The sequence below is a fragment of the Thiobacillus sp. 65-1402 genome (genome assembly GCF_001897685.1).
GTDB lineage: Bacteria > Pseudomonadota > Gammaproteobacteria > Burkholderiales > Thiobacillaceae > Thiobacillus.
Window position 1 is genome coordinate 1 of the sequence record NZ_MKUG01000222.1, and the last position, 3,784, is coordinate 3,784.

Genomic DNA, 3,784 nt, shown 5'->3' on the forward strand with positions numbered 1-3,784 from the left:
TGCAGGCGCAGCTCGGCTATTTCGGCATGGCCGCGGAGTTCATCGGCTGGCAACAGCCCTTGCCGGACCAGACTGGCGGCGCCCCCCTGCTGCTGCTCGATCTGGGCAGCCTGCCCGAAGCCGAGTGGCACGACCGGATCCAGGCGCTGCGGCAACGGTTTGCGATGGGCCGGCTGATCTGCCTCGGGGTGCGTTCCGATTTCGAGCAGCTGCAACAGGCCCTGCGGAGCGGCTGCGATAGCTGCCTGATGGCAGGCACGCCCGCGCACGCCATCGTCGAGCACATCATGGAACTGAACGAGCGGCAGGAACAGGAAGCGTACCGCGTCCTGATCGTGGAGGACTCCAGGACAGCCAGCCACCTGATCCGGCGCACGCTGGCGGAAAACCAGATCGTCTCCGAGATCGTCAACGATCCGCGCCAGACGCTGAACATGCTCAAGCAGTTCAATCCGGATCTGATCCTGATGGACATGTACATGCCGAACTGCACCGGCGTCGAAGTCGCACGCATCATTCGCCAGCACGACGAATTCCTCAGCACGCCCATCGTCTACCTGTCCGGCGAGACCAACGTCGCGCTGCAGGTCGACGCGATGCGGCTGGGCGGCGACCATTTCCTCACCAAGCCGTTCAACCCGGTGTTTCTCAACGCCATCGTCAAGAGCAAGATCGAGCGTTACCGCGCGCTGCGCCGCACCATGTACCACGACAGCCTGACCGGCCTGCTCAACCACTCCAGCGGCAAGCACATGCTCGACATGCTGCTGTCGGGGGTGGCGCACGAAGGCGGCTTCCTGTCGGTGGTGATGATGGACATCGACCATTTCAAGCAGGTCAACGACACCTACGGCCATCCGGTCGGCGACCAGGTCATCCGCAGCCTGTCGTGGCTGCTCAAGCAGCGCCTGCGCAAGCACGACATCCTCTGCCGTTACGGCGGCGAGGAATTCCTGATCGGCCTGCCGCACACCGATGCAGAACAGGCCTTCGCCGTAATGGACCGCATTCGCCAGGACTTCGCGCAAATCCGCCATCCGTATCGCGACACCCATTTCCGCGCCAGCGCCAGCGGCGGCATCGCCACCTATCCGCTGCATCAAACCGGCGACGCCCTGATCAAGGCGGCGGACGAAGCGCTCTACCAGGCCAAGCACGACGGCCGCAACCGCATCCACGCCGACGAGAACTAGGGCTGGCGTTCAGCCGAGGATCAGTTTCAGGCCGATCAATAGCGTCACGATTTCAAACGCCCGCTTGATCCACAGATTGCCTTTCTTGATCGCCAGGTGGCTGCCCAGATAGCCGCCAATGAGCGAGCCCGCCAGCAGCGCCGGCATCCAGTCCCACGCCACGGTGCCGATCGCGCCCAGCACCAGCGCGCCGGTGCCGTTCCATATCAGGCCGCAGAGGATCAGCGTGTAGGCCACCGCACGGGTGTAGTCGAGCCCGAAATAACGAATCAGCCAGATCGTGAGAAACAGCCCGGTGCCGCTGGTGATCGAGCCATTGAGGAAGCCGACGACGAAGAGCCCGGCCATGCCGCCGGCCAGCGCCGCGCCCTGCCGGTGCCTGGGCGCGTGTTCCAGCCCGAGCCGGGGCTTGAATACCGAATACAGCCCCAGTCCGAGCGTCAGGACGCCCAGCGACAGGGTGGCGATGCGTTCGGGGACATGCAGGATCGTCACCGCGCCCAGCACTACGCCGGGCAGGCCGGCGCCGAGGATCAGCAGCGAGAAGCGGCGCTCGAGATGCGACTCCTTGAGATGCCTGAGCGTGGCGCCCAGGCCGAGCGCCACGCTTGCAACCTTGTGGGTGGCAAGCGCAATGCCGAACGGCAGCCCCAGGAAAATCAGCATGGGGAACTGGATCAGCCCGGCGCCGCCGCCCGACAAGGCCGAAAAGAAATTGGCCGCCAGCGAGGCGACGAACAGGATCAGCTGGTCAAGCACGCCGGGTCGCGTTGTTTCGGCAGCAGGCCACTAGGCAGTGACGCCGATTTCGGCCGGCAGCCTGGCGTAGACCAGTTTCAATTCCGCCGCGGCGACGGCCTCCAGCAGCCGGTCGGCCAGCGCCGTCTCGACGAAGAATTCCACCACCACCGGCAGCTCGCCCGCGAGCTCGAAAAAGCCCGCGTCGCGGCGCTCGTGGCGGCCGAACCCGGCCAGCGCGCGAAATGCCGAGCCACCGCCGATGCCCAGTGTTTTCGCGGTATCGAGCAGCCATTCGTAGGTCGGCTTGCCGCGGTGGCGGCTGGCTTCGGAGACAAACACCTGCAGGCAGACCGTGTTCATTTGAAAAGCCTCAGCGAATAAAATCCCAGCCCGGTGGCGAGGAAGGAGCCCGCCATGTGGGCCAGCGCGATCGAACCGCCAGTAAGCCACAGGCCGCGCATCAACGCAGTGACGACTTCGGCGGAAAACGTGGAAAACGTGGTCAGCCCGCCGAGCAGGCCGGTGATGAGGAACAGCCGCGCTTCCGGCGGCACGCCGGGGTGCTCGGCAAACCAGGCGATGACCAGGCCGATGCAGTAGCCGCCGATCAGGTTGGCGGCCAGCGTGCCGAGCGGCATCGCGGGAAACAGCGGGTTGAGCCACAGCCCCAGCCCCCAGCGCAACCACGCGCCGATGGCCGCCCCCAGGCCGATGGCGAGGAAGGCGGTCATGGCTGGAACGCGGCGCGCGGAATCATGCGCGCATTCTAGCCGACGCTCCCGGAGTCAAGCGTTTACATCGCGTCCTTGATGATCTCGGTGAGCAGCGCCTCGACTTCGCCGAGCGCCTTTTTCAGCGCGGGGTTTTTCGTTGCGGCCGGCTTGCGGTAGGCCATGTAGACTGCCTTGTCGCCGGGGATCGTGTACACCGCCACGCTGTAGGGGCACATCATGATCGCGTGCGGATCGGCTTCCATCATCCGGCGCGAAATCGTGGCGCTGCAGAATTCGAACTGCTCGGCGTCGCCGTACACCTGCCGGGTGGCGCCGATATCCTTGCCGGTACGCTCCAGCATCGCGGCGATCTTGTTGGTGTTGGTGATTTTCAGGCCCTTGCCCTCAATCGCCATCTGCAGCGAATCGCGCACGTCCTGGAACGTCCCCTGGGTCTTGAACAGCACGGTGTAGCTTTCTGCGGCCAGGGCGGAAAACGGCAGGCAGAGCATCGCGCACACGGCAAGTATTTTTTTCATGATCATCTCCTTCGATTAAGAACCTTATTTTTAGGCGCCTGCAGCGGGATAACAATGGTCGTTTGTTACGCCGCCTCTTTGTTAAACTGGAACCCATGAATTCCATGCTCAAGGCCGATGGCCGCTTCTGGCTGACCTTGGACGGCAGAAACTTCCTCGGACGCGGACGCGTCGAACTGCTGCAGCGCATTCGCGAAACCGGGTCCATTTCCAAGGCTGCCAAGGCGATGAAAATGAGTTACAAGGCCGCGTGGGACGCCGTCGATGCGATGAACACCGCCTGGGGCAGCCCGATAGTCGAAAGCGGGCCTGCAGGAAGCCGCCTGGCCAGGGATGCCGAACAGCTGATTGCGGCGTTTCAGGAGGCCGAGGCGCAGCATGCGGCATTCATGGCGAAACTGGCGGAAAGTCTGCCGCAGCGCACGCCATAAGCAGATTGCCGGGCCCGTCTGCCCGCCGGCCGGCTCATCCCCGCGCCCCGACCGGATTGGGGCCGGTTTTATAAAACGTCAGCGGCACCCCGCTTTTGGCGATGGCCGGCTTCAGTTTCCCGACGACATGCATTTCGCACGCCTTGCAGTCGAAACGCAGGGTGAGT

Annotated in this window: 6 protein-coding genes; 2 read left to right on the forward strand and 4 right to left on the reverse strand. The window is 64.2% G+C overall.

Annotated elements, in window-relative coordinates:
• A partial coding sequence (locus BGO62_RS16300) for a diguanylate cyclase (RefSeq protein WP_296644573.1) occupies positions 1-1,193 on the forward strand: 1,193 nt, incomplete at its 5' end.
• A gap of 9 nt (positions 1,194-1,202) precedes the next feature.
• Here BGO62_RS16300 and BGO62_RS16305 read toward each other — a convergent pair.
• The 4 genes from BGO62_RS16305 to BGO62_RS16320 all read right to left on the reverse strand — a co-directional run bounded on the left by BGO62_RS16305 (position 1,203) and on the right by BGO62_RS16320 (position 3,186).
• Positions 1,203-1,952, reverse strand: coding sequence for a sulfite exporter TauE/SafE family protein (locus BGO62_RS16305; RefSeq protein WP_296644576.1), 750 nt, complete (start codon positions 1,950-1,952; stop codon positions 1,203-1,205).
• A gap of 30 nt (positions 1,953-1,982) precedes the next feature.
• Positions 1,983-2,294, reverse strand: a complete 312-nt coding sequence (locus BGO62_RS16310) for a DUF190 domain-containing protein (RefSeq protein WP_296644577.1) — start codon at positions 2,292-2,294, stop codon at positions 1,983-1,985.
• Positions 2,291-2,665, reverse strand: coding sequence for a fluoride efflux transporter CrcB (gene crcB, locus BGO62_RS16315; protein ID WP_296644582.1), 375 nt, complete (start codon positions 2,663-2,665; stop codon positions 2,291-2,293). The genes BGO62_RS16310 and crcB overlap by 4 nt, the downstream gene beginning before the upstream one ends.
• A 62-nt stretch (positions 2,666-2,727) precedes the next feature.
• On the reverse strand, positions 2,728-3,186 hold the full coding sequence (locus BGO62_RS16320) for a DUF302 domain-containing protein (protein ID WP_296639167.1): 459 nt from the start codon (positions 3,184-3,186) through the stop codon (positions 2,728-2,730).
• Between the two features lie 95 nt (positions 3,187-3,281).
• On the opposite strand from BGO62_RS16320, the gene BGO62_RS16325 reads away from it, so the two are divergent.
• On the forward strand, positions 3,282-3,617 hold the full coding sequence (locus BGO62_RS16325) for a LysR family transcriptional regulator (RefSeq protein WP_296639169.1): 336 nt from the start codon (positions 3,282-3,284) through the stop codon (positions 3,615-3,617).
• The last annotated feature ends 167 nt before the right edge of the window (positions 3,618-3,784 follow it).

Bases quoted from the DNA above. Each gene is read 5' to 3' on its own strand.
- BGO62_RS16325 (WP_296639169.1), top strand. From the start codon at position 3,282: ATGAATTCCATGCTCAAGGCCGATGGCCGCTTCTGGCTGACCTTGGAC.
- BGO62_RS16320 (WP_296639167.1), bottom strand. From the start codon at position 3,186: ATGAAAAAAATACTTGCCGTGTGCGCGATGCTCTGCCTGCCGTTTTCC.
- crcB (WP_296644582.1), bottom strand. From the start codon at position 2,665: ATGACCGCCTTCCTCGCCATCGGCCTGGGGGCGGCCATCGGCGCGTGG.
- BGO62_RS16310 (WP_296644577.1), bottom strand. From the start codon at position 2,294: ATGAACACGGTCTGCCTGCAGGTGTTTGTCTCCGAAGCCAGCCGCCAC.